Below are 25,964 nucleotides of genomic sequence, written 5' to 3'. Positions count from 1 at the left end.
CGTCAGGCCGACCGACCGGTATCGATGACATCGAGAACATCGTCGACGCTGAAGCTCCGCTGCCCCTTCCACGTCGAGATCTCGTCGATGACACGCGCATTGTCGGCGAACCGTGCTTCCCGGATGATGACGTCGCGGAGGTACGAGCTCAGACTCTGGCCCTTCTCGCGCGCACGAGCGGCCAGCTGATCGCGAATCTCGGGCGGTACGTCGCGGATCTGGATGGCAGTCATGACAGGATCATACGCGTCTTGCATGCAGATTGCATGCACAGTGCGCCAGAACCGGCAGAACATCGGATATACCCGAATCCGCCAGCGCTCGATCAAGCGCGGGTGCGGATCTAGGGGCGTGCACGCGCCCGCATCCGCACTAACGCCTGAACGAGCGGCCGACGATCCACTGGCGCGCCTCACGCGCTGCGGCGCGTCAGTCGGAGCGCTGGGTCGTGCCGGTCCGCGAGCGCCTGGGCGTGCCGATCAGTCGGAGAGTCCCGCGAGGATCGCGGCGGACCCGGACAGGCCGAGGCGCGAGGCACCGGCAGCGATCATCTCCTCGGCCGCCTCGACGGTGCGGATTCCGCCGGAGGCCTTGACGCCGAGGCGGTCGCCGACGGTCTTGCGCATCAGCGCCACCGCGTGCGCACTGGCCCCACCGGCCGGGTGGAAACCCGTCGAGGTCTTGACGAAGTCGGCTCCGGCCGCCTCGGCGCGCCGGCTGACCTCGACGATCTGCTCATCGGTCAGTGCCGCGGATTCGATGATCACCTTGACGAGCGCGTCGCCGCTCGCCTCGACGACACCGCGGATGTCGGCCTCGACGGCGTCGAAGTCCCCGGCGATCGCCTGCCCGATGTTGATGACCATGTCGACCTCAGCGGCGCCGTCGGCGACGGCCCGCTCGGTCTCGGCGGCCTTGATCTCCGGCTTCACCTGACCGCTGGGGAACCCCACGACGGTCGCGACGACGAGGTCACCGGTGTCGGTGAGCGGCAGCATCGACGGTGAGACGCACACGGCGAGGACGCCGAGGTCTCTCGCCTCGGCGACGAGCGCGTCGACGTCGGCCCGCGTCGCCTCCGGCTTGAGCAGGGTGTGGTCGATCATGGCGGCGACGTCGGAGCGGCTGGTCATGGTGTCCTCCAAAGAATGTGTACGGGAATGCTGTGTGCGGTGGTGCAAGGGCTGGGCCGGTGGCAGGTCAAGCCAGCGGCGACGGGCGCAAGCCTACGTGATCGTCTCGAGGACGATCGAGTCCGGCACGGCGGGGGGNNNGCCGCCGATCTCGTAGGCCCCGACGAGGGACTCGAGGGCGCGCTCGAAGCGCTCAGGCGTGTCGGTGTGCAGGGTGAGCAGCGGGTCGCCGGCGGCGACGGTGTCACCGGGCTTGGCATGGAGTTCGATGCCGGCGACCGCCTGCACCGGGTCCTCCTTGCGTGCGCGTCCAGCACCGAGCCGCCACGAGGCGACCCCGACGGAGAGCGCATCGAGCTTCGTCAGCACCCCGGATTCGGGGGCGAAGACGACCTCGGTGTCGGACGCAACGGGCAGCGGGGCGTCCGGATCCCCGTTCTGGGCGCGGATCATCGCCTTCCACTTGTCCATCGCCCGACCGTCGGTGAGCGCGGCCCGGACGTCGACGTCGGTTCGTCCCGCGAGCCGCAGCATCTCCTCGGCGAGAGCCACGGTGAGGTCGACGACATCGGCGGGCCCGCCTCCGGCGAGGACCTCGACGGACTCGCGCACCTCGAGGGCATTGCCGACGGTGAGCCCGAGCGGCGTCGACATGTCCGTGAGCAGCGCCGAGGTCTTCACTCCGGCGGCCTTCCCGAGCCCGACCATGGTCTCGGCGAGCCGGCGTGCCTTCCCGATGTCCTTCATGAACGCCCCGGACCCGACCTTGACGTCGAGGACGAGGCCCGCGGTGCCCTCGGCGATCTTCTTCGACATGATCGACGAGGCGATGAGCGGAACGCAGTCGACGGTGGCGGTCGTGTCCCGCAGGGCGTAGAGCTTCTTGTCCGCCGGGGCGAGCCCGGAACCGGCGGCGCAGATGACGGCCCCGATGTCCTCGAGCTGCGTGAGGATCTCCTCGTTCGACAGGTTCGCCTGCCAGCCGGGGATCGCTTCGAGCTTGTCGAGCGTGCCGCCCGTGTGTCCGAGGCCGCGCCCGGACAGCTGCGGGACGGCGACGTCGAAGACCGCAACGAGAGGCGCGAGCGGCAGGGTGATCTTGTCCCCGACACCGCCCGTCGAGTGCTTGTCCGAGGTGGTGTGCGTCAGCGACGAGAAGTCCATCCGCTCCCCCGAGGCGATCATCGCCTGCGTCCAGTCGGCGATCTCGTCGGACCCCATGTCGTTGAGGAAGATCGCCATCGCGAGCGCCGCCATCTGCTCGTCGGCGACGACCCCGCGGGTGTAGGCGTCGATGACCCAGTCGATCTGGTCCTTGGACAGCGCCCGGCCATCGCGCTTGGCGGCGATGACGTCGACGGCGTCGAATGACTCTACGGTCACAGTTGGTGAACCTCCGGTGGTCGGTGGGAAGTGGTCAGTGCTTCGGGTGCCCAGTGCCCTCGCCGAGGCTGCCTGCCCCGAGGTCGTCGGGACCGAAGGCGTCGGGCAGGACCTCGGCCATCGTCTTCCGTCCCGAGGGCATGTTGAGGACGAGGTCGGCTCCCCCGTGTTCGAAGAGCAGCTGGCGGCAGCGCCCGCACGGGGCGAGCGTGGTGCCGTGGCCGTCGACGCAGTCGAAGGCGACGAGCCGGCCGCCGCCGCTCATGAACAGATCGGAGACGAGTGAGCACTCGGCGCACAGGGTCACCCCGTACGAACTGTTCTCGACATTGCAGCCGGCCACGATCCGACCGTCGTCGACGAGGGCCGCGGCCCCGACGGGGTACCGCGAATACGGGGCGTAGGCCCTTCCCATGGCGGCGACCGCGGAGGCGCGCAGCAGCTCCCAGGACTCCTCGGTCACCTCGGCGGGGATCACCTTCGCCACCGGCTCACACCAGGTGGGATCGTCCCCGAACGCGTGTGCTGTCGTCATCGCATCCTCCGATCTCCGTCACACTGTCATGACTTCACGTAGGGCACGCCCTCGGCGGCCGGCGGGCGGACCCGTCCGACGAATCCGGCGACGGCGAGGATCGTGACGATGTAGGGCAGCATGAGCAGCAGTTCGTTGGGCACGGGCGTGCCGATCGACTGCAGCGTGTTGCCGAGGCTCTTCGAGAAGCCGAAGAGCAGGGCGGCGAAGAGCGCGCCCTTCGGGTTCCACTTGCCGAGGATCATCGCGGCCAGCGCGATGTAGCCCTGTCCGGCCGACATCTCCTTGCCGAAGGCGAGTCCGGAGCCGACGGTGAAGAACGCGCCGCCGAGGCCGGCGATCGCCCCGGCCATGATCGTGTTGCGCACCCGCGTGAAGTTGACCTTGATGCCGACGGTGTCGGCGGCCTTCGGGTGCTCGCCGACCGCCCGCATCCGCAGTCCCCACTTCGAGCGGAAGACGAAGATCTGCAGGGCGATGACGACGACGTACATGATGTAGACGAGGATGTTCTGATCGAAGAGCACCCGCCCGAGGATCGGAATGTCCGAGAGCAGCGGGATCGGCAGGTTGGGCAGCTTCTGCCGGGAGTTCCACAGCTCGGGGTTCTCAGTGAGCACCGTCGAGTAGAGGAAGTTCGTCAGGCCGACGACAAGGACGTTGAGGACGACGCCGATGATGATCTGGTTGACCCAGTACTTCACGGCGAAGAAGGTCAGCACCACGGCGACGAGGGCACCGGCGATCGGGGCGGCAAGCAGCCCGGCGTAGGGGTTCTTCACCACCGAGGCGACGACCGCGGCGAGGAACGCACCGGCAAGCAGCTGACCCTCGATCGCGATGTTGATGATGCCCGAGCGCTCTCCGATGAGACCGCACATCGCACCGAAGATCAGCGGCACCGACAGCGCCAGGGCGCCGGCGAGCAGGGTGGTCAGCGGGATGACGCCGCCGCTGCCGCCGCCGGCCCACGCGAGGAACGAGAGCACGAAGACGATGCCGAAGGTGACGGGGAACCACGAGCCGAGGTCGTCCCTGCGGGTCGCGAACCAGATGCTCACAGCCGCCATGACGACGAGGATGAGCGCGAGCACGAGGCCCGTGGCCTTCGCCGACACGACGAGGTCGGGGATGGCGAAGAAGTCACCGCCGGTGGCGATCCGGAAGGTCGTATCCCCTGCCCGGCCGATGAGGCCGAAGAAGATCAGCGCGATGAGTGCGAGCACCGAGTAGACGATCGGGTACTTCCACGCGATCGGCGCGACCACCTTGGTGTGCGCACCGGTCGGGGTGTCAAGAGTCTGTGCGCTCATATCAGGACTCCTTCCGCTTGAGCACCGGTGCGGGCAGGTGGAAGATCGTCCTCACGAGCGGCGGGGCGGCGATGAGGAGGACGATGACCGACTGGACGACGAGGACGATGTCGATCGGTGTGCCGGTCTGCGACTGCATGAGGTAGCCGCCGGCCTTGAACGCGCCGAAGAGGAGCCCGGCGAAGAACGTCCCCAGCGGCTTCGACCGTCCCAGCAGCGCCACGGTGATCGCGTCGAAGCCGATGGACCCGGCGATCCCGCCGGTGAGCTTGTCCTCCGTGCCGAGCACCTGTGTGGCCCCGGCGAGTCCCGCGAGGCCACCGGCGATGACCATGACGAGGACGGTCACCTTGGCCACCGAGATGCCGGCGGTGCGCGCGGCATGCGGGTTCGCGCCGACGGCCTTGAACTCGAAGCCGATCGTCGAGCGCTCGAGCAGCCACCACACGAAGATCGTCGCGAGGATCGCGAGGATGAACCCGAAGTTGAGGCGGAAGGGCAGCGGCAGGAGGAGGAACATCTGCGCCGATTCGTCGATCGTGCGCGACTGCGGGTTCGCCGACTGCGTGTGCGTGAACCACGACTGCTTGAGCAGGTAGCCGAGGAGGTAGCCGGCGATCGAGTTGAGCATGATCGTCACGATCACCTCGTTCGCCCCGGTCCGCGCCTTGAGCACACCGGCGATGCCCGCCCAGATCGCCCCGCCGATGATGCCGCCGACCGCGGCGATGAGCATGTGGACGATGGGCGGCAGGCTGAGCGCGTAGCCGAGGAAGCCTGCGACGGTGGCGCCGAGGATGACCTGGCCCTGACCGCCGATGTTGAACAGTCCCGAGCGGAAGGCCAGGGCGATGCCGAGGCCGGTGAGGATGAGCGGGGTGCCGTTGACGAGCGATTCGGTCAGCGGGCGGATCGCGCGCTCGGGGGTGCGGGCGTTCCAGTCGAAGATCGCCCCGCGGAAGAGCGCGGAGTAGGCGTCTCCGACGGTCGAGAAGACCGTGGAGAAGAACGCGCCGGGAGCGGAGAAGAAGTTCCTCGCCGCAGCGATGACCTCGGCGTTGGCGAAGGCGATGAGGACTCCGCCGACGAGGAGGGCGAGCACGATGGCGAGCACCGTGACCAGCCATGATCCTGAGAGGATCTCCTGGATGAGGGTCTGCTGCCGCCCGGGCTTCGCCTCGGCGGTCGGCGGCGGGGCCGGGGACGGCGCGGCCGGTGAGATGTCAGTCGTCATTCGCTCTCCTCCGCCGAGGTGGTCGCTGAGTCTGGGGTCGCGTCGGCCGCGGTGCCGGCGTCGGACGGGGCACCCGCCTCGGGTGCGGTGCCTGCGGAGGCCAGCGCCTCCTCGGCGGGGACACCGGCCATCATGAGGCCGAGCGCCTCACGCGAGGTCTCGGGTCCGACGATCCCGACGATCCGACCGGAGTACATCACGGCGATGCGGTCGGCGAGTCCGTAGACCTCGTCGAGTTCGGTCGAGACGATGATGCACGGGGTGCCGGTGTCGCGTTCGGCGATGACGCGCTTGTGGACGAATTCGATCGATCCGACGTCGAGGCCGCGGGTCGGCTGGCTGGCGATGAAGAGGCGCAGCTCCCGGCCGAGCTCGCGGGAGAGCACGACCTTCTGCTGGTTGCCGCCGGACAGGGTGGAGATCGGGTCGGCGATGCTGCCGAGGCGGATGTCGAACTCGTCGACCTTCTTCTTCGCCTCGGCGGTGATGACCGAGGAGCGGAGGTTGGGGCCCTTCGCGTACGGCGGGCGGTCGTAGACGTCGAGGATCATGTTCTCGCGGATCGAGAACTCGGCGATGATGCCGTCGGTCGACCGGTCCTCGGGCACGAAGCCGATGCCGTCGCCCAACCGGTCCTTGACGGACGTGCCGACGAGGTTCTTCCCGTCGAGGGTGATCGTGCCCAGGCGCGGTTCGCTCAGCCCGATGATCGTCTCGGCGAGCTCGGTCTGCCCGTTGCCCTGGACACCGGCGATCGCGAGGATCTCGCCGCGACGGACGTCGAAGCTGACATCGTCGACGACGACGTTCTCGGCCCGGTCGACGACGGTGAGGCCGCGCACCTGGAACGTCGCCTCACCCGGGTCGGCGGGGCTCTTGTCCGTCGTCAGGGACACGTTGCGTCCGACCATCTGGCTGGCGAGCTCCGCCTCGGTGGAGTCCGGGGAGGCCTCCCCGACGATCCTGCCGCGGCGGATGACGGTGATCGAATCCGCGATCGCGCGGACCTCGCGGAGCTTGTGGGTGATGAAGACGATCGACGTGCCCTGCTCCTTGAGCTGGCGCATGATCGAGATGAGCTCGTCGGTCTCCTGCGGGGTGAGCACGGCGGTGGGCTCGTCGAGGATGAGGATCTCCGCGTCGCGGGACAGGGCCTTGATGATCTCGACCCGCTGCTGCGCGCCGACGGGCAGATCCTCGATGAGGGCGTCGGGGTCGATGTTGAACCCGAACCGCGCGGAGATCTCCGTGACCTTCCTCCGCGCCTCGGCGACGTCGATGAGGCCGAGCCCCTTCGTCGGTTCGTAGCCGAGCGCCACGGATTCGGCGACGGTGAAGACCGGCACGAGCATGAAGTGCTGGTGGACCATGCCGATTCCCGCGGCCACGGCATCGCCGGGTCCGGCGAAGCTCACCGGCTTGTCGTCGATGAGGATCTCTCCCCCATCGGGGTCGTAGAGGCCGTAGAGGACGTTCATCATCGTCGACTTGCCGGCGCCGTTCTCACCGAGAAGGGCGTGGATCTCACCCGGTTCCACGGTGAGATCGATGTGGTCGTTGGCGACGAATGATCCGAACACCTTCGTCAACCCGCGAAGCTCGAGTTTCACTGCTCGCAGCACTCCTCACAAACTTGAAAACTGCAGGGCCGAAAGATTTCGACCCTGCAGTTTAACCCAGGTGATTATTTGGGCGAGTTCTCCGACTCGACCGTGATGGTGCCGTCGATGATCTGCTTCTTCAGCTCCTCGACCTTCGTCTTGACGTCCTCGGGGACCTCGCCGTCGAAGTCGTGGTAGGGAGCCAGTCCCACACCTTCGTTCTCGAGCGTGCCGACGTAGGGTTCGGAGGTGAAGTTGCCGTCGACGCCCTGCTTGACGGTGTCCTCGACGGCGTTGGCGATCTCCTTGACCACCGAGGTGAGGATGATGTCACCGTATTCCGTCGAGTTGTAGCCGTCGGTGTCGACCCAGACGAGCTTGACGTCGCCGGCTTCCTTCGCTGCGGCCGCGGCACCGAGGCCGACGGGACCGGCGACGGGCATGACGACGTCGGCGCCCTGGGAGATCAGCTGCTTCGTCAGCTCCTGGCCCTGACCCTGGTTCTCGAAGTCACCGGAGAACGATCCCTGCTGGCTGTCCTTGTTCCAGCCGAGGAGTTCGACGTTCTTGCCGTTGTCGTCGTTGAACTTCTGCACGCCGTCGGCGAAGCCGTCCATGAAGACGGTGACCGACGGGATCTGGATGCCGCCGAACGTGCCGACCTTGCCGGACTTCGACATCGCTGCCGAGACGTAGCCGGCGAGGTACGCGGCCTCGGCGGTGTTGAAGACGAGCGGCTTGGCATTGTCGATCTCGACCGGGTTGCCGTCGGGGTCGGAGAACGTCGAGTCGATGAGGGCGAAGTTGAGGTCGGGGTTCGCCTCGGCGGCGGTCTGGATCGCATCCTCGAGGAGGAAGCCGACGCCGAAGGTGAGGTTGCAGCCCTGCTGGACCATGTTGTCGACGTTCGGGGTGAAGTCCGCGTCGCCCTGGGATTCGGCGAGGCTCTCCTGAATGCCGAGGCTGTCCTTGGCCTTCGTCAGTCCCTCACGGCCCGACTGGTTGAACGACTGGTCGTCCCAGCCGCCGGAGTCGGAGACCATGCAGGCGAGGTAGTCCCCGCCGGCACTGGAGTCGCTGCCGCTGCCGCCGGAGCCGCAGGCGGAGAGCACGAGGGCGGATGCGGCGATCATCGACACCGCTGATGCGAGCTTTTTCAAGGTCTACTCTTTTCTCGAAGGACCAACACTGGCGTCGGCGGTGGACCGCCGGCCGACTCATCGCGAATCTGTGAGACGACTGGGCGATCGGTCACATTTCGATGAGTTTTCGGCCAGTCTAATGCACGTGAGCCACGTCTCCCGCGCGCGTAGCACGCGAATCCGCGACACCGATATGAAAACGCAATCAACAGTCACAGTTGCAGTGCGTCCGACAGGGGCCGCTGTGCCGCCTCACGGGCCGATCACGGTAGGGCATGCCCCGGTGCTCTAGGCTGGTGGGCGTTATGGCACATCTTCTCGGGGCCGAAGCCCTGCACCTCGAATTTCCCACGCGCATCGTCTTCGATTCGGTCACCCTCGGCGTCGACACCGGGGACATGATCGGCATCGTCGGGCGCAACGGCGACGGCAAATCCTCGCTGCTCGGGATGCTCGCCGGCACGATCACCCCCGACTCCGGGCGCGTCACCTACCGCGGGGGCCTGCGGCTGGGAATGCTCACCCAGCGCGACGAGCTCGACGACGAGGCGACCGTGGGATTCTCCGTCGTCGGCGACAAGGCCGACTACGAGTGGGCCGGGGACGCGAAGATCCGCGACATCATCTCAGGCCTCATCGCCGACCTGCCCTGGGAGGCGCGGATCGGCAGCCTCTCCGGCGGTCAACGGCGGCGCGTGGCCCTCGCGGCCCTCCTCGTCGAGGACTGGGACCTCATCATCCTCGACGAGCCGACGAACCACCTCGACGTCGACGGCATCGCCTGGCTGGCACGGCATCTGAGGAACCGGTGGCCGAAGAACTCCGGTGCCCTCCTCCTCGTCACCCACGATCGGTGGTTCCTCGACGAGGTGTGCACGAAGACGTGGGAGGTCCACGACCGGATCGTCGAGCCCTTCGAAGGCGGGTACGCCGCCTACGTGCTCCAACGCGTCGAACGCGACCGGATCGCCGCGGCCACCGAGGCGAAGCGGCAGAACCTCATGCGCAAGGAGCTCGCGTGGCTGCGCCGCGGGGCTCCCGCCCGGACGTCGAAGCCGAAGTTCCGCATCGAGGCGGCCAATCAGCTCATCGCCGACGTGCCCGAGGTCCGCAATCCCATCGAGCTGAAGAAGATGGCGACGGCCAGGCTCGGCAAGGACGTCGTCGACCTCGAAGGTGTGTCCGTCCACTTCGGTGACCGGGACGTCCTCGACGACGTCACGTGGCGCATCGGTCCCGGCGAGCGCACGGGCATCCTCGGTCCCAACGGCGCCGGGAAGTCGACGCTGCTCGGGCTCGTCGCCGGCACGCTCGAACCGACCGCGGGGCGAGTCAAACGCGGCAAGACCGTCAAAGTCGGCGTGCTCGATCAGCAGTTCGCCGATCTCGCCCGGATCGGCGGCAGGCGAGTGCGCGAGGTCCTCGCCGAGGCGAAGACGACGTTCACGATCGAGGGCAGGGACTTCACCCCGGCCCAGCTGCTCGAGCGCTTGGGGTTCGCCACGGAGCACCTCTCGGCCCGGGTCGACGACCTCTCCGGGGGCCAGAAGCGCCGCTTGCAGCTCCTCATGCTCCTGATGTCCGAACCCAATGTCATCATCCTCGACGAGCCGACCAACGACGTCGACTCCGATATGCTCGCCGCGATGGAGGACCTCCTCGACTCGTGGCCGGGCACCCTCATCGTCGTCTCCCACGACCGCTACCTGCTCGAGCGGGTCACCGATCAGCAGTACGCGATCCTCGGCCACCGCCTGCGGCACGTGCCCGGCGGGGTCGACGAGTACCTGCGCCTGCGCGCGGAGGAAGCCTCGGGGTCGAGCCCGGCAACGGGGTCGAACAGTGCAGATCCCGCCGGGACCGCCTCGGCGGAGGAGTCGTCGGCACCGAAGCTCAGCGGTGCCGAAAGGCGGGCCGCGACGAAGGAGGTCTCGGCGATCGAGCGGCGCATGGACAAGCTGAGCACGCAGGTGGCCGCCCTCCACGAGGAGATGGCCGTCCACGATCAGGCCGATTTCGAGGGCCTCGCCGCGCTCACCGCGCAGGTCCGCGAACTCGAGGACGAGACGGCAGCCCTCGAGGAGCGGTGGCTCGAGGCCACCGAGGCGCTGGAGGCGTAGTGGACTGGCGGCAGCGACTGGCCGACGAGGAGGCGGAGACCCGTGCGCTCCTGGCGTCGCTGAGCGCCTCGATCGACGGTCTCTCCGCTGCCCGGCAGGGCGACAACAGCGACGACGAACACGACCCCGAGGGCTCGACGATCGCGTTCGAACGCAGCCAGGCCGACGCGCTGCGGCAGCAGGCCGGTGAGCGTCTCGCCGCGATCGCCGCGGCGGTGACCCGGCTCGATGACGGGACGTTCGGGATCTGCGCCGCCTGCTCACAGCCGATCGCCCAGGCGCGACTCGACGCTCGCCCCTACGCGGCGCTGTGCGTGACGTGCGCGAGCAGGGACACCGGGAGGTAGACGATGGCCGCCGGAGTCGTTCTCATCGTTCTCCCTCCGCTGCTCCTGCTCCTCGCCGGCGTACTCGTCCTCGTCCAGGCCGCCCGAGGCCGGCGCACCGCGTCGACGCCCGGTTTCGTCCTCCGCCTCGTCGCCGGCATCGGCGTTCTCCTCTGCGCACTCCTCGCACTGTCGGGGCTGTGGCTCGAGATCAACTACGCGGTGGTGTTCTTCCCCGTCATCGCTCTCATCCTCGGCGGGGTGTGGCTCATCGCCTTCCTCGGCGCCGCGCTGCTCTCCGACTGGCTGAGCGCCCGCCGCGGCGGCGGGAACTGACGAACCCGATACGGAAGTCAAGGCGCCTGGGGAGGGCGGGCCGCCTCGGCGACATGACCTTCTGTGACGGAATGCGGCGCGAATCTGACCTTCTGTGACGGTCGACGGCGGACAGCGACGCTGCCTGTGATGAGCTGGCTGAGTCCTCAATGCGACGGAGCTCGGTCATCGGGCCCGACGATCTCAGCTCTACCGGGAGAACTCATGTCACAGTCCAACGCCCTCACCGAGCGCCTCGACGCCGGTCCCGTGATCTGCGCGGAAGGCTTCCTCTTCGAACTCGAGAAGCGCGGTTACCTCTCCGCGGGAGAATTCGTGCCCGAGGTCGCGCTCGAGTTCCCCGAGGCGCTGCGCAGCCTCCACATCGACTTCCAGCGGGCCGGCTCCGACATCGTCGAGGCCTTCACGTACAACGGACACCGCGAGAAGATGCGGGTCATCGGCAAGGAGGACCTCCTCGAGCCGCTCAACCGCTCGGCCCTGCAGATCGCGCGCTCCGTCGCCGACGCCAAGCCCGGCAACTTCATGGCCGGCAACATCTCGAACTCGAACATCTGGGATCCCGCCGACCCTGCGAAGCAGGACGAGGTCCGCGCGATGTTCTCCGAGATGGTCGGCTGGGCCGTCGAGGAAGGCGCCGACCTCATCATCGGTGAGACCTTCTACTTCGCCGGTGAGGCCATCGCCGCCGCCGAGATCGCGAAGGCCAGCGGCCTGCCCGTCGTCCTCACCCTCGCGCCCATGGCGTTCCAGGAGATGGCCGACGGGGCCGGGATCGTCGAGACCGCCCAGCGCCTCGAGCAGCTCGGCGTCGACGTCGTCGGCCTCAACTGCTTCCGCGGACCGGCGACGATGCTGCCGTGGCTCAAAGAGATCCGCGCGGCCGTCTCGTGTCACGTCGGCGCCCTGCCGATCCCCTACCGGACGACCGAGGAGGAGCCGACCTTCTTCAACCTCTCCGACCCCCACGCCGCGGTGCCGTCCCCGCACGGCCGGACCTTCCCCACCGCGCTCGATCCGCTGCAGACCAACCGCTACGAGATCGGCGCCTTCGCGAAGGAAGCGCACGAGCTCGGCGTCAACTACCTCGGCGTGTGCTGCGGTGCGACTCCGATGCACATCCGTGAGGTCGCCGAGGCCGTCGGCCTGACGACGGAGGCGAGCCGGTTCTCGGAGAACATGAGCAACCACTTCATGTACGGCACGAACGAGCGCCTCGCCGACAACGTCGTCGCCCTCGGCGACCGGGCGTAAGAGCGCCTCGGGCGGACCAGCGCCTCGGGCGCAGCAGCGTGTGAAGCGGTCGGCGGCCGATGCCGCCGGCCGCTCCTGCGCGTCACTGCGGGTTTGCGCCAATTGGGACTGAGATGGCCAGTGCGTGTACTGGCCATCTCAGTCCCACCTGGCCAAAACTCATCTGAGCGCTCCTCGGGTCGATGCGCAGGCCGGCCCGAGGGCCGGCCGCCGCCCTACTTCGCGGTGACGTCGATCCGGTCGAGGGCGGATTCAAGGCGGGCGACGGTGCCGTCGATGTCACCGAGCTTGTCGAGGCCGAAGAGCCCGATGCGGAACGACGTGAAGCCCTCCGGCTCCCCGGTGTGCAGCGGCACCCCGGCCGCGACCTGGAGCCCGACCTCCTTGAACGCCGCACCGTTGGCCAGCTGCGGGTTGGTCGTGTGGACGACGACCACGCTCGGCGCCTGGAACCCCGGGGCCGCCACCGAGGGCAGACCGCGGGCAGCGAAGACCGCGCGCACCCGCTCGCCGAGTTCGAACTGCGCCGTCTCGAGCTTGTCGAAGCCGCGCTCCTCGGTCTCGCGCATGAGCGCGGCGTTGTGGGCGAGCGCATCCGTCGGCATCGTCGCGTGGTACGGCGCGCGACCGGCCTCGTACTCGTCGGCGATGAACAGCCACTTCTTCAGATCCATCGCGAAGCTCGTCGAGGTGCCGGCCTCGACCGCGGCCCGACCGGCCTCCCCGAGCATGACGTAGCCCGCGCACGGCGAACCGCTCCACCCCTTCTGCGGGGCGCTGATGAGGACGTCGACGCCGAGATCGGCCATCGACACCCACACCGCACCCGAGGCGATGCAGTCGAGGACGAAGGCTCCACCGACGGAGTGGACGGCATCGGCGACGGCCCGGATGTACTCGTCGGGCAGGAGCATCCCCGAGGCCGTCTCGACGTGGGGAGCGAACACGACGGCCGGACGTTCGCGCTCGATGGCGGCGACCACCTCGGCGATGGGGGCAGGCGACCACGCGGCCTGGACATCGTCGGAGTCCGGCTGAGCCGGGAGGACGACGGTCTCGCTCGCGATCGATCCGGCGTCGAGGATCTGCGACCACCGGAACGAGAAGAGCCCGTTGCGGATGATCAGGCACTTCTTTCCCGTCGCGATCTGCCGGGCCACCGATTCCATCGCATAGGATCCGCCACCGGGGACGATGGCCGCACTCTGCGCATCGTAGGCGGTCCGCAGGATGCGGTTGATGTCCTGCATGACGGAGACGAAGCGCGCCGACATGTGGTTGAGCGAACGGTCGGTGAAGACGACCGAGTACTCGAGCAGACCGCCGGGATCGACGTCGTCGTGGGGCAGGGTCGGATCGTGGGGCTGCGTCGCATCATGTGGCTGAGTCATAGATCCCACAGTGCCACGTTCCCCGCGCCGGGGCCACCGGCGGCTCAGACCTCGACTTCGCTGCGGTCGCCCGACCACAGCGTGTGGAAGACCCCGGGACGGTCGACCCGCCCGTACGTGTGCGAGCCGAAGAAGTCCCGCTGAGCCTGGATGATCGCCGCCGAGGACCGGGGCGCGCGGAGGCCGTCGACGTAGGCCAGCGCCGAGGCGAGCGCCGGGACCGCGATCCCCGCCGCGACCGCGTCGCCGACGGTCGAGCGCAGAGCGGCCTGGTCGGCCTCAAGCGACTGCCGGACATCAGCGGCGGCGAGCAGGGAGCTGAGATCCGGCTGCGCCTCGTAGGCGGCGACGATCCTGTTGAGCACGCGGGCGCGGATGATGCACCCGGCCCGCCAGATCGACGCGAGCTCGCCGAGGCGGATGTCCCAGCCGTGCACGCGGGCGCCCGCGGCGATCTCGTCGAAGCCCTGGACGTACGCGAGGATCTTGCCCATGAACAGCGCCCGGCGGACCGTCTCGATCGCCTCGCCGAGGCGGTCGGCAGGGGCCGTGTCCGCCGGGACCGGTCCGCCGAGGGCCTCCCCCTGGGCGCGCAGATCCGCCGCCTGGGACAGCGACCGCGCGAAGACCGCCTCGGCGATCGTCGGCACGGGAACCCCGAGGTCGAGACCCGACTGCGCCGTCCACGCCCCGGTCCCCTTGGCACCGGCGGCATCGGCGACGATGTCGACGAAGGGACGCCCCGTCGCGGCATCGGTGTGGGCGAAGACCTCGGCGGTGACCTCGATGAGGTAGGACTCGAGTTCGCCCGCGTTCCATTCGGTGAGCACCGCGGAGATCTGGGCGGGGGTGAGTCCGAGCCCGTCGCGGAGGATCGTGCACGCCTCGCCGATGAGCTGCATGTCGGCGTACTCGATGCCGTTGTGGACCATCTTGACGAAATGACCGGCGCCGTCGGTGCCGATGTGGGCCACACACGGGACCGGCTCGACCGAACCCGGCACCTCGGCGCGGGCGGCGATCGGGGTGAGGAGGGGGCGCAGGCGCTCCCAGGCGGCGTCGGAGCCGCCGACCATGAGCGAGGGCCCCTCGAGCGCGCCGACCTCACCGCCGGAGATCCCGACGCCGACGAACTCGATGCCCGTCTCGGCCAGCCGCCGCCCGCGGGCGATCGTGTCGGTGAAGTGGGAGTTGCCGCCGTCGACGATGATGTCGCCGGGGGCGAACACCTCGGCGATGCTGCCGATCGCGGCGTCGGTCGCGGCCCCGGCGTTGACCATGAGGATCGCGACGCGGGGCGTCCGCAGCATCCCGGCGAGCTCGGCGGGAGAGGTCGCGACGAGGAACTCGGCCTCGGGGTGGTTCGCGGCCACCGCTCGCGCGCGGTCGACGTCGAGGTCGTAGAGCGCGACGCGCAGACCCTCCTGCCCGGCGAGGTTGCGCGCGAGGTTCGACCCCATCACTCCGGTCCCGATCACAGCGACATCGGCGTTCATCAGCAGTCCTCTTCGTTGCAGGGTCACGTTGTTGACAGTCTTCCGCAGAAGAAATACGGTTCAATAACTCTGATTTATTCTGCAGAGCATATCAATATCATCATATGTTTTCGAGAGATTCTTATGGACCTGGGACAGACCCTTCCACCACTCGTCATCATGGGGGTGTCGGGGACGGGCAAGACCGTCGTCGGCCAGCAGGTCGCCGAGGCTCTCGGGGTGACGTTCATCGACGGCGATGACCTGCACACCCCGGCGAACAAGGCGAAGATGGCCGCCGGCATCCCGCTCACCGACACCGACCGGATGCCGTGGCTCGCCGCGATCGCCACCGAGCTCAGCCGCCTCCCCGCCCCGCTCATCGCCTGCTCGGCGCTCAAGCGCCGCTACCGTGACCGCCTGCGCATCGATGCCCCGGCAACGTTCTTCATCCACCTCGACGGTCCCCGCGCCGTCATCGCCGACCACCTGGCCAGACGCGCCCACGAGTTCATGTCGCCGACGCTGCTCGACTCGCAGCTGTCCACTCTCGAGGCCCTCGAACCCGACGAGGCGCACATGGTCGTCTCGATCGAGCAGAGCCTGCCCGAGGTGCGGCAGACGATCCTCGATCTCCTGCCCGTCGAACTCGCCCGCATCGCCCTCCACCGCCGCACCCGCCTCGAGGAAGAGGATCAATGACCGATATCGAACTCGCGTGGACGCTGCCGGCGCCCGCGCTGCTCGGCCTTGCCGCCGCGGCGATCGCCCTCCTGCTGCTGCTCATCATCAAGCTCCGGCTCCACGCGTTCGTCGCCCTCGTCGTCGTCAGCGTCCTCACGGCGCTCGCGGCCGGCATCACCCCCGGTGACCTCGTCACCGTGCTCTACGACGGGTTCGGCTCGACCCTGGCCAGCGTCGCCCTCCTCGTCGGACTCGGGGCGATGCTCGGGCGCCTCCTCGAGCTCTCCGGCGGAGCCGAGGTGCTCACCGACCGTCTCATCAGGGCCTTCGGCGAGAAGCGCGCCCCACTCGCCCTCGGGGTGACGTCCCTGCTCTTCGGGTTCCCGATCTTCTTCGACGCCGGCCTCGTCGTCATGCTCCCGATCATCTTCACCGTCGCGCGCCGCCTCGGCGGGTCGCTGCTCCTCTACGCGATGCCCGCGGCGATGGCGTTCTCCGCGATGCACATCTTCGTGCCCCCGCACCCGGGTCCCGTCGCCGCCTCCGGTCTCCTCGGCGCCAATGTCGGTCTCGTCCTCATCTGCGGCATCCTCATCGCGATCCCCGCGTGGTACCTGTGCGGGTACCTCTTCGGTCTCTTCATCGGCCGGCGCTTCGACGTTCCCGTGCCGACGATCCTCTCCGCCGGCGGCGACGACGAGTATGCGAGCTTCAAGTCGACACCGAGCCTGACCACCGTCATCACCCTCCTCGTCCTCCCCCTCATCCTCATCTTCTTCAACACCGGACTCGGCTTCGCCGCCGAGGCAGGCTGGGTCGACGGCGAATCCACGCTGGTGACGAGCCTGCGGATGCTCGGCGAGACGCCGATCGCGCTGCTCATCACCGTGCTCGCGGCGATGTGGCTGCTCGGGTGGCGGAAGAACAAGAGCCGCTCGCTCGTCGACTCGATCGTCGACTCCGCACTCGGACCGGTGTGCTCGATCGTCCTCATCACCGGGGCCGGCGGCATGTTCGGCGGGGTGCTGCGGGCCAGCGGCATCGGCGACTCGATCGCCGACTCCCTCGCCGCGCTCGGCCTGCCGGTCATCGTCGCCGGATTCCTCATCGCCGCCATCGTCCGCGTCGCCCAGGGGTCGGCGACCGTGGCGCTGACCACGGCCGCCGCGCTCGTCCAGCCGATCGTCGTCGGCAACCCGGACTTCTCGAGCCTCCAGGTCGTCGCGATCGTCCTCGCCCTCGCCGCCGGCTCCGTCTTCGCCAGCCACGTCAACGACTCGGGCTTCTGGCTCGTCTCCCGGTTCTTCGGCATGGACACGAAGACGACGCTGAAGACGTGGACGGTCGGGCAGGCGCTCCTCGGCGTCGTCGGCTTCGCCTTCAGCCTCATCCTCTACGCCGTCGTCAGCGCGTTCTGAGGCGCGGCGAGCCTTCCCGCGTGCTGAGAGGCGCGCGGGCCTCAGCGCGTTCTGCGGCGCTGGCCTCTCACGTCCGCCGGGGCTCGCCGTCCCAGACCGAGGACATCTCGTCGTAGGCCTTCGCGACGATCTTCGCCATCGCCTGCCGGGCCCGGTCCGGCTCCTCACCGCCGATCGCATCGGCGACGTCGAAGTGCCACTGGAGCGCATCGGGATGGGGGAACTGCGGCTGCAGCCCCTCCGCGGTGCGACCGGCGAGGATCTCGGCGACGACGGTGTCGAACGACGCGAAGAGCTCATTGCCGCCGGCGCGCAGGACAGCGCGGTGGAACGCGGCATCGGCATCGAGGAAGGCGCTCACGTCACCGGTCCGCCCTGCCGCCCGCATCCGCGCGGCTAAGCGCATGATCTCTTCGGCCGCCTCGGCGTCGGCATAGGTCGCCGCGAGACCCGCGGCCTCGGGCTCGATCGCCACCCGCAACTCGGTCAGCGACCGCAGCTGACGGGCGGGACGGACCGCCATCCGCCAGCGGACGACGAGCGGATCGAGGATCGTCCACTCCGACATCGCGAGGATGACGAGACCGAGCCGGCGCACCGGTCGAACCATGCCGAGGGATTCGAGGACGCGCACGGCCTCCCGGATGACCGAGAGCGAGACGTCGTAGCGGGCGCGCAGCTCCTCGGTCTTGACGACGACGCCCGGGGGCAGCGCCTCGGAGACGATGTCGCGTCCGATCGCCTCGAGGACCTGACCGTGGAGGTTCTCCCGCGACGGCGGGTTTGAGTCGGCGGCCATCAGCCGCTCGGCACCACGTGGGCGCCCGCCGCGGGACCCGTCGTCCGCAGCGCTTCCTTGACTCCCCGCGTGGCCTGGAGGAGGACGGCGAGGTCGAGGGCGTGGTGGGCGTCGCGGGCGAGGAACCCGATCGTCGGACCCGAACCGCTGAGCAGGGGCAGGACCGCACCGGCCTCCCGCCCGGCCTCGAGCACCTCGGCGAGTTCCGGCCGGAAGGACACCGCCGCCTCGGTGAGGTCGTTGCCGGCGGCGGCCGCGAGCGCGTCGACGTCACCGGCGGCGAGCGCCTTGAGCACCTCCGGCGGGACCTCGGCCGGGCCCGGGTCGGGGGTGAGTTCGTCAAAGCGGCCGTAGACCGCAGGCGTCGAGAGCTGTCCCGCCGAGGTGGCCATCACCCAGTGGAAGGTCCCGCGGGTGAGGACGGGGCTGAGCTTCTCCCCGCGGCCGTGGCCGATCGCCGTGCCCCCGCGCAGGAGGAACGGGACGTCGGCGCCGATGTCGACGGCGAGGTCGGCGAGCACCTCGGTCTCGACTCCCCCGATGAGGTGCGCGGCACCGGTGAGGGCCGCTGCAGCATCGGCGGAGCCCCCGCCCATCCCCCCGGAGACGGGCACCTGCTTGTCGATGACGATGTCGAGCCCGCGCAGCGCATCGACGTCGCGCTCGGCTTCGAAGGTGCTGATGAGGAGGTCGACGGCACGGCGGGCGAGGTTCGTCTCCCCGCGCGGCACAGTGTCATCGGCGTAGCGCCCCCGGACGATGATCGCCCCCGTCCCGCCGGGGATGAGGGTGAGCGTCTCGGTGAGGTCGAGGGCCTGGAAGACCGTCGCGAGCTCGTGGTAGCCGTCCGCGCCGACTCCGCCGACGCCGAGGTGGACGTTGATCTTCCCCGGTGCGCGCACTCTCACCGGGGTCGGGGCGCCGGGACGCGGGGACAGCTGCTCGGTCATGCGGAGCGACCGCCCTCCGGGCTGGCGTCCGGGCTCTGTTCCGCTGCCGGACGGCTGTCATCGGCGGCGAGTCGGGCCTCGGCGGCGGCGAGGCGTGCGAAGTCGGCGACGCCGAGCGCCTCACCCCGGGTGCGCGGGTCGATGTCGGCGGCGCGGAGGACCTCCTCGGCGCGTGCCGGGCTGCCGGCCCACGTCGCCAGGGCCGCACGCAGGGTCTTGCGGCGCTGCGCGAACGCGGCGTCGACGAGGGAGAAGAGGCGCGTGCGCTCGGCGGGATCCCGGTCGCTGCGGGTGACGTCGATGCGGACGAGTCCCGAGTCGATGTTCGGGGCCGGCCAGAAGACGTTCTTGCCGATCCGCCCGGCCAGTCCGACCTCGCCGTACCACTGGGCCTTGACGCTCGGCACGCCGTAGGTCCGCGAGCCGGGCCCGGCGGCGAGGCGCTCGGCGACCTCGAGCTGGACCATGACGAGGACGGTCCTCAGGCTCGGGAAGATCTCGAGGAAGTGGAGGAGGACGGGCACGGCGACGTTGTAGGGCAGATTCGCCACGAGCGCGTCCGGGGCCTGCGGCAGCTCGGTGACCTTGAGTGCGTCGGCGCCGACGAGATCGAACCGGTCGACGGCCTCCGGCGCGAACTCCGCGATCGTCGCGGGCAGGCGGGCGGCGAGCACCTCGTCGATCTCGACAGCGGTGACGGCATGGCCGGCCTCGAGCAGGCCGAGGGTGAGCGACCCGAGTCCGGGGCCGATCTCGACGACGTTCTGCGCCCCGGCGAGGTCGGCGGCCGCGACGATCGAGCGCACGGTGTTGGGGTCGATGACGAAGTTCTGGCCCTTCTGCTTCGTCGGGCGCAGACCGATGTCAGCGGCGATGTCGCGGATGTCGCGTGCGGTCAGTAACGTCACACCCAACAACCTACCTCACGGTCTCGGGAACGCTCGCCGTGACGGTGCCCGTGATCCCCCGTGACCTGCGGGTGACCCGGAAACGTTAGGCTGGCCCCCATGGATCGCACGACTCTGGCCGAACTCCTCGACGTCTCCGTCCTCGACCGTCTCGACCGGATCGATGATCTGCCCACAGGCGATCTCGCCCGCTCAGCGGCGCTGCGCAAGGAGGGGTTCTCCGCCGAGGTGACCGCGGCCCTGCTCACGCAGGCGCAGCTGCGCACGGAGGCCGTCGGCAAGCTCGGTCCTTACGCCGCGGAGATGCTCTTCACCCGTGACGGCCTCGCCCAGGCCACCCGCCTGCCCGTCGCCGCCCACCACGCGCAGCGGCTGCTCGCCGCCGGGCGGGCCGACGGCTCCGACTCCCCCGTCCGCATCGCCGACCTCGGCTGCGGGATCGGCTTCGATGCGTTCGCGTTCGCCGGCCTCGGCGCCGAGGTCCGCGCCGTCGACGCCGACGAGGTCACCGCCGCGATCGCCGCCTTCAACCTCCGTCACCTGCCCGGCGCCGAGGTCGCGCACGGGCTGGCCGAGCACGCGGAGATCGTCGGCGCCGACGCCCTGTGGTTCGATCCGGCTCGCCGCCGCGTCGGTCGCGCGAATGCCCGCGGGGCGACCGCGCGCATCGCCGACCCCGACGAATTCTCCCCGTCCCTGACCTGGGTCGTCGACCGCGCGGCGAAGGCCCATGCGGCCGGGGTCAAGCTGGGCCCCGCCCTCGACCATGACCTCATTCCCGCAGGCGCGGAGGCCCAGTGGGTCTCCCACGACGGCGACGTCGTCGAGGTCTGCCTCTACTTCGGAGCGGCCCGGCAGCGGCCCGGGCGCAGCGCGCTCGTCATGGGCGAGCGCACCCTCCTCGTCCACGAGGACGATGTGCCGGCGGCCGACGAGGACGGCATCGGCCGCCTCGGCGAGTATCTCCTCGAACCCGACGGCGCGATCGTCCGCGCGGGGCTCGTCACGGCGCTCACCGGTCCCCTGCAGGCGCGCCGGCTCAACCCGTCGATCGCCTACCTCACGACCGATGTCGCCCCGACCGGACCGGCCGCGGCAGGGGTCACCGCGTACGAGATCGTCGATGTCCTCCCGGCGAAGATCCCGAGCCTGCGCAAGGAGCTCATCGCCCGCGGCATCGGCTCGGTCGTCATCAAGAAGCGCGGCGCCGACATCGTCCCCGACCAGGTGCGACGCCAGCTCAAGCTGCCGAAGGGCGAGCGCGCCACCCTCGTCTTCACCCGCCTCGGCGACAAGCACGTCGTCCTCCTCACCCAGCCGTTCACGGCACCCGGGACTGCCCCGGAGTCCTGAGGGGACGTAGAGTCAGCAGCGGAGGCGATCGCAGGAGATCGACCCGAGCCAAGGAGATCCGATGACCCGAACCGATGTCCTCATCACCGCGCAAGAGCTCCTCACCCAGACGATGGGCCGGACCCCGCCGAGGCTGCTCGACGTCCGCTGGACCCAGCTCAAACCCGATGGCCGGGACGACTTCGCACGCGGTCACCTGCCGCACGCGCTCTACGTCGACCTCGACACCGACCTCGCCGATCACGGTCAGACCGATCCGCGCGCCGGGCGCCACCCCCTGCCGAGTCCCGAGCAGTTCCAGACCACGGTCCGGACCTGGGGCATCACCCCGGAGACGGAGGTCGTCGTCTATGACGACAACTCCGGACTCGGCGCGGCGCGAGCCTGGTGGCTGCTGCGTTGGGCGGGACTGCACGCCCGTGTCCTCGACGGCGGGATCGACGCCTGGGTCTCCGCCGGCGGCGACCTCGAATTCGGTGAGGCCGCAGCCGTCGCCCCCTCCACCGTCGTCATCACTCCCGGGTCGATGCCCGTCATCGACGCCGACACCGCCGAGTCCTGGGACGGCGTGCTCCTCGACGCCCGCGCCCCCGAGCGGTTCCGCGGGGAGACCGAACCCCTCGACGCGGTCGCCGGCCACATTCCCGGAGCGCGGAACGCCCCGGCGACGGAGAACACCGCCGACGGCTACATCCTCTCCGAGGTCGACCTCCGCGAGCGCTTCGGCGACCTCGGCGCCCTCGAGGAGTCGGTCGCCGTCTACTGCGGATCCGGGGTCACCGCGTGCCACAACGCGATGGTGCTCGCGACCCTCGGGGTCGGCTCGAGCCTCTACTCGGCGAGCTGGTCCGGCTGGTCCTCCGACCCGGGCCGCGGGATCGCCACCGGCAGCTGAGCATCCGTGCCGCGGTCCGCTATGCTCCGCCCCTGAACCGGCTGGTGGGCTGCGGGCAGGCCGACGTCGACGCGGAGTCCCCCGCCGGCCAGCGGGGTGAGGGTGAGACGGCCGCGATGGGTGGCGACGATGCGCGCGACGATCGCGAGGCCGAGGCCGACCCCTGCGTGGCTGCTGTCGCGGGTGCGCCTGCCGCCGCGCTGGAACGGTTCGGTGAGGGTCGCAACCGCTTCGGGGCTGATGACCGCTCCGGTGTTCTCGACGCTCACCCACGCCCACGGACCGGTGCCGTCCGGTGCCGGCTGCCGGCCTGTGCGCACGCGCAGCGAGCCGCCGGCCGGGAGGTTGTGGACGATGGCGTTGTGGACGAGGTTCGTCACCACCTGGGACAGCAGCACCGGCGACCCCAGCGCTGTGGCCGGCTGGGTGTCGAATTCGACGTCGATCCCCCGCGATTCGGCGAACGGCAGCAGGGTCTCCACGGCATCCTCGGCGAGGAGGGAGAGGTCGACCGGCTCGACGTCGCGGATCTCATTGCCGGCGCGGCTGAGCAGGAGGAGCGCCTCGGTGAGCGCGATCGCACGGTCGTTGACCGCGCGCAGCTGAGCGAGATCGGCGCTGTGCTCGCGGTCGGGCTCGCGCTGCGCGACATCGAGGACCGCCTGCGTGATGGCCAGCGGGGTCCGCAGCTCATGGGAGGCGTTCGCGGCGAAGCGCTGCTGTTCGGCGACGTGGGCCTCGACCCGGGTGAGCATCGCATCGAAGACGTCGGCGAGCTCCCGGATCTCATCCTGGCGCCCGCTCATCCGGATGCGGTGGGAGAACTCGCCGGCGGACACCGCCCGGGCCGCCCGGGTGATCCTCGCCAGCGGGGTGAGCATGCGGCCGGCGAGGAACCATCCTCCGGCCAGCCCGACGACGAGGAGGAACCCCAAGGTCGCCGCCGCGGCGGGGAAGAACGCCCGCTGCAGATCGGAGCGATTGGGGACGAAGCCGTCGGGGGCGCTGATCGGCACGTTGGGGACATAGCGCAGGAGGAAGATCCAGACGACGGCGAGCAGGAGGATGCCGGCGACGATGAGGAACCCGGCGTAGCTGAGCGTCAGCTGCCACCGGACGCTCAGTCCGCGGGGTCGCGGCTCAGCCACGGTCGGCCGCCTCGGCGCTCGGGTCCGCGATGCGATAGCCGACGCCGGGCACCGTCGCGATGAGCCAGGGCTCGCCGAGGCGCTTGCGCAGGGCCGAGACCGTGATCCGCACGGCATTGGTGAACGGGTCGGCGTTCTCGTCCCAGGCCTTCTCGAGCAGCTCCTCGGCGCTGACGACTCCGCCGTCGGCGCGCATGAGCACCTCGAGCACCGCGAACTGCTTGCGGGTGAGAGCGACATACCGGCCGTCACGGTAGATCTCCCGGCGGAACGGGTCGAGGCGAAGACCCGCGACCTCGAGCACCGGCGCCCGGTGCTGGGACCGGCGCCGGTCGAGGGAGCGCAGACGCAGCACGAGCTCGGCGAGTTCGAAGGGCTTCGTCAGGTAGTCGTCCGCGCCGAGGGCGAACCCCGTCGTCTTGTCGTCGAGGCGATCGGCGGCGGTGAGCATGAGGATCGGCATGCCGGTGCCGGCGGCGACGATCTGGCGGGCCACCTCGTCGCCGGAGGGTCCGGGGATGTCACGGTCGAGCACGGCGATGTCGTAGTCGTTGACCGCGAGCATCTCGAGCGCCTGGTCACCGTCGCCGGCGATGTCGGCGGCGATGGCCTCCAGGCGGAGACCGCTGCGGACGGCCTCGGCCATCTCGGGTTCGTCCTCGACGATCAGTACGCGCATAGGGATCAGCGTAATGGCCCGGATGTATCGCGAACATATCGATTTCCGCATACGCTCCGGCAACAGTCGACTGCGTTGACTGAAGGCATGACCACGAGAACCGCAGCATCCGTCCCAACCGCCACCGACCGCCTCGGCGTCTTCGCCGTGGCCGTCGGACTCGCCGTCCTGCTCGTCGCCGCCCTCGCCGGCTGCGCGGTGCAGGCGGAGTCCCAGACCGGCGAGGCGGGAGTCGGGGCGTCGATCGACGCGAACGTCCGCGACACCGACAACGGCGCCCTGCCCGACGACGCCCGCATCACCGACACCGAACTGCCGGGCATCTCCGGGCTCGACGCCGATCTGCGCACAGCGGTGACCGCGGCCGCCGAGTCCGCGCGCCTCGACGGCGTGACGTTCACCGTCAACAGCGGGCGGCGATCGGCGGCCTACCAGGCCGGTCTGCTCGACGACGCCGTCTCCACCTACGGGTCGAAGGCCGAAGCCGCACGGTGGGTCGCCACCCCCGAGACCTCGCCGCACGTGTCCGGAGATGCCGTCGACATCGGCCCGATGGACGCCTCGAGCTGGCTCTCCCAGCACGGCGCCGACTTCGGGCTGTGCCAGATCTACGGCAACGAGGCGTGGCACTACGAGCTCCGGCCGGAGGCGCAGACCGACGGCTGCCCGCAGCAGTACGCCGACCCCACCGAGGACCCCCGGATGCGGTGATTCCGCGGTGCGGTGAGGGGCAGGGTGTGCGGCTCGTCTCATTCATCGATGCGCAGGGCCATCCGTCCCGCAGCTGAGGCTAGGCTAATCTTGCACGCCGATTCCCTGAGGACGAAAGAGGACTGCTCCGTGCCCGAGACCCTGCCATCCGGCTCCCTGCCCACCGGCTCCCGTCCCGACAGCGCCCGCCGTTGCCCGACGCGATCGGGTCGGCTCTCAGCCGTGCGCGGCAGCCTCGCGCTGTCGGCCGCCGTGCTCACGGTCAGTGTCCTCAGCGGGTGCGGCACCGACGCGGAGACAGCGGGGGCCGCCTCGGCGGACACCTACTCCGTGAAGACCGAGCTCGGCACCTTCGAGGCCCCGACCGACTACGAACGGGTCGTCGTCACGTCGACGGCGCTCCTCGACTCGAGCGTCGCAGCCGGAGTCACGCCCGTCGGCTCGCCGATGTCGTTCGCGGGACTGCCCGACTACGTCGGCCTCGACGACGACTCGGTCACGCGCATCGGAGACTCCGACGAGGAGATCGACCTCGAGTTCGTGGCCGCGCTCGAACCCGACCTCATCCTCATGAACGCCTCGGGCGGTGCCGGCCTCGACGACACGATGTTCGACGAGTACTCCGACATCGCACCGACGGTGCCCGTCGTCGTCGGCGAGCAGGACCCCAAGGGCCTTGCCGCCCAGGTCGGGGCCGCACTCGACCGCACCGCGGAGATGGATGAGGCCGCCCGGGCCTACGAGTCCCGCGCCGCCGACCTCAAGGCGCAGCTCGCCGACGATCCCGAAGCGGCCAAGCCGGTCTCGCAGGTGCGCCTGCGACCCGACGAGGTGCGCGTGATGATGGAGGAGACGAACGCCGGGGTTGCGATGACCGACGCCGGACTGACGTTCGCTCCGCCGGCCGAGGGCACGAGCGTCGGCGAGGGCGGCTACGTCGAGACGAGCCTCGAGCTGCTGCCGGGCAGCCTCGGCGACCACATCTTCGTCTACAGCACCGAGGAGGGCGTCGTCGATGAGGTCGCGGCCTCACCGATCTGGCAGGCCATCCCCGCAGTCGAGGCCGGCAATGTCCACCCCGTCGACTTCGAGGCGTGGATGCGCGGGCAGGGCTACCTCGCGCTGGGCACCGTCCTCGACGACATCGCCGCCGCGTACGGCAAGCAGCTCGACTGA

Annotated in this window: 25 protein-coding genes; 10 read left to right on the top strand and 15 right to left on the bottom strand. The window is 69.7% G+C overall.

Annotated features, from left to right (window positions below; translation table 11 throughout):
• Positions 1-2: 2 nt before the first annotated feature.
• The 8 genes from ABD154_RS09765 to ABD154_RS09730 form a co-directional block, all read right to left on the bottom strand.
• Positions 3-233, bottom strand: a complete 231-nt coding sequence (locus ABD154_RS09765) for a FitA-like ribbon-helix-helix domain-containing protein (RefSeq protein WP_211978905.1) — start codon at positions 231-233, stop codon at positions 3-5.
• 246 nt (positions 234-479) lie between these two features.
• On the bottom strand, positions 480-1,133 hold the full coding sequence (deoC, locus tag ABD154_RS09760; protein WP_211978904.1) for a deoxyribose-phosphate aldolase: 654 nt from the start codon (positions 1,131-1,133) through the stop codon (positions 480-482).
• Between the two features lie 93 nt (positions 1,134-1,226).
• Complete coding sequence (locus ABD154_RS09755; RefSeq protein WP_344251176.1) at positions 1,227-2,516, bottom strand: thymidine phosphorylase; 1,290 nt, start codon at positions 2,514-2,516, stop codon at positions 1,227-1,229.
• A 34-nt stretch (positions 2,517-2,550) separates the two neighbouring features.
• Positions 2,551-3,051, bottom strand: coding sequence for a cytidine deaminase (locus ABD154_RS09750; protein WP_211978902.1), 501 nt, complete (start codon positions 3,049-3,051; stop codon positions 2,551-2,553).
• Between the two features lie 26 nt (positions 3,052-3,077).
• Positions 3,078-4,364 carry an ABC transporter permease gene (locus tag ABD154_RS09745; protein WP_211978901.1) on the bottom strand — a complete coding sequence of 429 codons (1,287 nt, stop codon included), beginning with the start codon at positions 4,362-4,364 and terminating at the stop codon, positions 3,078-3,080.
• A 1-nt stretch (position 4,365) separates the two neighbouring features.
• Positions 4,366-5,598 (bottom strand): ABC transporter permease, encoded by a 1,233-nt coding sequence (locus tag ABD154_RS09740; RefSeq protein WP_137826503.1) that lies wholly within the window; start codon positions 5,596-5,598, stop codon positions 4,366-4,368.
• Complete coding sequence (locus ABD154_RS09735) at positions 5,595-7,208, bottom strand: ABC transporter ATP-binding protein (protein WP_211978900.1); 1,614 nt, start codon at positions 7,206-7,208, stop codon at positions 5,595-5,597. The genes ABD154_RS09740 and ABD154_RS09735 overlap by 4 nt, the downstream gene beginning before the upstream one ends.
• 74 nt (positions 7,209-7,282) lie before the next feature.
• A complete protein-coding gene (locus tag ABD154_RS09730; RefSeq protein ID WP_249121030.1) occupies positions 7,283-8,359 on the bottom strand; it encodes a BMP family lipoprotein in 1,077 nt (358 codons plus the stop codon).
• Between the two features lie 287 nt (positions 8,360-8,646).
• On the opposite strand from ABD154_RS09730, the gene ABD154_RS09725 reads away from it, so the two are divergent.
• From ABD154_RS09725 to ABD154_RS09710, 4 genes are all read left to right on the top strand, one after another.
• Entirely contained in the window at positions 8,647-10,461 is a 1,815-nt protein-coding gene (locus tag ABD154_RS09725; RefSeq protein ID WP_344251175.1) for an ABC-F family ATP-binding cassette domain-containing protein, read from the top strand.
• A complete protein-coding gene (locus ABD154_RS09720) occupies positions 10,461-10,808 on the top strand; it encodes a TraR/DksA family transcriptional regulator (protein WP_211978899.1) in 348 nt (115 codons plus the stop codon). The genes ABD154_RS09725 and ABD154_RS09720 overlap by 1 nt, the downstream gene beginning before the upstream one ends.
• 3 nt (positions 10,809-10,811) lie before the next feature.
• The gene (locus ABD154_RS09715; RefSeq protein WP_211978898.1) at positions 10,812-11,123 is read left to right on the top strand and encodes a hypothetical protein; all 312 of its coding nucleotides are present in this window, start codon (positions 10,812-10,814) and stop codon (positions 11,121-11,123) included.
• Between the two features lie 204 nt (positions 11,124-11,327).
• Positions 11,328-12,377: a homocysteine S-methyltransferase family protein gene (locus ABD154_RS09710; protein WP_211978897.1), complete on the top strand. Its 1,050-nt coding sequence runs from the start codon at positions 11,328-11,330 to the stop codon at positions 12,375-12,377.
• Between the two features lie 215 nt (positions 12,378-12,592).
• Here ABD154_RS09710 and ABD154_RS09705 read toward each other — a convergent pair whose 3' ends face one another.
• Both ABD154_RS09705 and gndA read right to left on the bottom strand, forming a co-directional pair.
• A complete protein-coding gene (locus ABD154_RS09705; RefSeq protein ID WP_211978896.1) occupies positions 12,593-13,768 on the bottom strand; it encodes a pyridoxal-phosphate-dependent aminotransferase family protein in 1,176 nt (391 codons plus the stop codon).
• A 44-nt stretch (positions 13,769-13,812) separates the two neighbouring features.
• A complete protein-coding gene (gene gndA / locus ABD154_RS09700) occupies positions 13,813-15,264 on the bottom strand; it encodes an NADP-dependent phosphogluconate dehydrogenase (RefSeq protein ID WP_211978895.1) in 1,452 nt (483 codons plus the stop codon).
• A 123-nt stretch (positions 15,265-15,387) separates the two neighbouring features.
• On the opposite strand from gndA, the gene ABD154_RS09695 reads away from it, so the two are divergent.
• Both ABD154_RS09695 and ABD154_RS09690 read left to right on the top strand, forming a co-directional pair.
• The gene (locus tag ABD154_RS09695; protein WP_211978894.1) at positions 15,388-15,945 is read left to right on the top strand and encodes a gluconokinase; all 558 of its coding nucleotides are present in this window, start codon (positions 15,388-15,390) and stop codon (positions 15,943-15,945) included.
• Positions 15,942-17,345, top strand: a complete 1,404-nt coding sequence (locus tag ABD154_RS09690; protein WP_211978893.1) for a GntP family permease — start codon at positions 15,942-15,944, stop codon at positions 17,343-17,345. Before ABD154_RS09695 ends, ABD154_RS09690 begins: the two co-directional genes overlap by 4 nt.
• 67 nt (positions 17,346-17,412) lie before the next feature.
• On the opposite strand, the gene ABD154_RS09685 is transcribed toward ABD154_RS09690, so the two are convergent.
• From ABD154_RS09685 to rsmA, 3 genes are read right to left on the bottom strand one after another with little or no spacing between them, the layout of a single operon-like run.
• A complete protein-coding gene (locus tag ABD154_RS09685; RefSeq protein WP_211978892.1) occupies positions 17,413-18,144 on the bottom strand; it encodes a FadR/GntR family transcriptional regulator in 732 nt (243 codons plus the stop codon).
• A complete protein-coding gene (locus ABD154_RS09680) occupies positions 18,144-19,094 on the bottom strand; it encodes a 4-(cytidine 5'-diphospho)-2-C-methyl-D-erythritol kinase (protein WP_211978891.1) in 951 nt (316 codons plus the stop codon). The genes ABD154_RS09685 and ABD154_RS09680 overlap by 1 nt, the downstream gene beginning before the upstream one ends.
• Positions 19,091-20,002, bottom strand: a complete 912-nt coding sequence (rsmA, locus tag ABD154_RS09675; RefSeq protein ID WP_211978890.1) for a 16S rRNA (adenine(1518)-N(6)/adenine(1519)-N(6))-dimethyltransferase RsmA — start codon at positions 20,000-20,002, stop codon at positions 19,091-19,093. Before rsmA ends, ABD154_RS09680 begins: the two co-directional genes overlap by 4 nt.
• 99 nt (positions 20,003-20,101) lie before the next feature.
• On the opposite strand from rsmA, the gene ABD154_RS09670 reads away from it, so the two are divergent.
• Positions 20,102-21,355: a class I SAM-dependent methyltransferase gene (locus ABD154_RS09670; RefSeq protein WP_211978889.1), complete on the top strand. Its 1,254-nt coding sequence runs from the start codon at positions 20,102-20,104 to the stop codon at positions 21,353-21,355.
• 61 nt (positions 21,356-21,416) lie between these two features.
• Positions 21,417-22,250, top strand: a complete 834-nt coding sequence (locus ABD154_RS09665; protein WP_211978888.1) for a sulfurtransferase — start codon at positions 21,417-21,419, stop codon at positions 22,248-22,250.
• Here the strand turns inward: ABD154_RS09665 and ABD154_RS09660 are convergent.
• Entirely contained in the window at positions 22,187-23,398 is a 1,212-nt protein-coding gene (locus tag ABD154_RS09660; RefSeq protein ID WP_249121028.1) for a sensor histidine kinase, read from the bottom strand. The two genes, ABD154_RS09665 and ABD154_RS09660, sit on opposite strands and share 64 nt — an antisense overlap.
• The gene (locus ABD154_RS09655; protein WP_198499381.1) at positions 23,391-24,077 is read right to left on the bottom strand and encodes a response regulator transcription factor; all 687 of its coding nucleotides are present in this window, start codon (positions 24,075-24,077) and stop codon (positions 23,391-23,393) included. The genes ABD154_RS09660 and ABD154_RS09655 overlap by 8 nt, the downstream gene beginning before the upstream one ends.
• A gap of 87 nt (positions 24,078-24,164) precedes the next feature.
• On the opposite strand from ABD154_RS09655, the gene ABD154_RS09650 reads away from it, so the two are divergent.
• Positions 24,165-24,788 (top strand): M15 family metallopeptidase, encoded by a 624-nt coding sequence (locus ABD154_RS09650; RefSeq protein WP_211978887.1) that lies wholly within the window; start codon positions 24,165-24,167, stop codon positions 24,786-24,788.
• A 129-nt stretch (positions 24,789-24,917) separates the two neighbouring features.
• The gene (locus tag ABD154_RS09645) at positions 24,918-25,964 is read left to right on the top strand and encodes an ABC transporter substrate-binding protein (RefSeq protein ID WP_211978886.1); all 1,047 of its coding nucleotides are present in this window, start codon (positions 24,918-24,920) and stop codon (positions 25,962-25,964) included.

The sequence above is a fragment of the Brevibacterium sanguinis genome (assembly GCF_039528855.1).
GTDB classification, from domain to species: Bacteria; Actinomycetota; Actinomycetes; order Actinomycetales; family Brevibacteriaceae; genus Brevibacterium; species Brevibacterium sanguinis.
Note: the sequence above shows the minus strand (reverse complement) of the source record. Positions and strands in the feature narration are given on the sequence as shown.